The 406-nt window shown below is 58.6% G+C and carries 1 pseudogene; it reads right to left on the bottom strand.

From position 1 onward, the window contains the following. Window positions 1-406: pseudogene (locus AC1D0P_RS30860) on the bottom strand (hypothetical protein); the annotation flags it as partial.

The raw sequence follows: 406 nt of genomic DNA, 5'->3' as shown, positions 1-406 counted from the left end.
GCCCGTCCCGTGCAGGTTCTTGGTGCCCAGCAGGACGAGATTTTCAACTTGGCCATTCATCAGCGTCGGCGCGGCGAGCGAGAAGGAAACGATGGATTTGACAGTGTCGTTACCGCTGTCATTTGCGTCGACAATCACAGTCTTGGCGGAGTCGACGACATAGGTGTCGTCCCCGAGCCCCCCGTCGACGGTGCCGGTAAATTTGCCGTCCAGATTGTTGAATACGTCATTGCCGGCGCCCAGGGTTACGTTGCCGCGGACCGTGCCATGATTGATGAAGGTTTCCTTGCCATCTGCGCCAACAAATGCGTCATGCCCCGCAGTGGCAACGAGGCCGCTGTTGGTCACCTTGGATTTGTCGCCGGTGACGCTCTCTACCGTGATACCCGCGTATACGGCCGTAACG

Source organism: Polaromonas sp. P1_G2 (genome assembly GCF_056405515.1).
The sequence above is the reverse complement of the archived record's forward strand: the minus strand, read 5'-3'. Positions and strand labels throughout refer to the sequence as shown.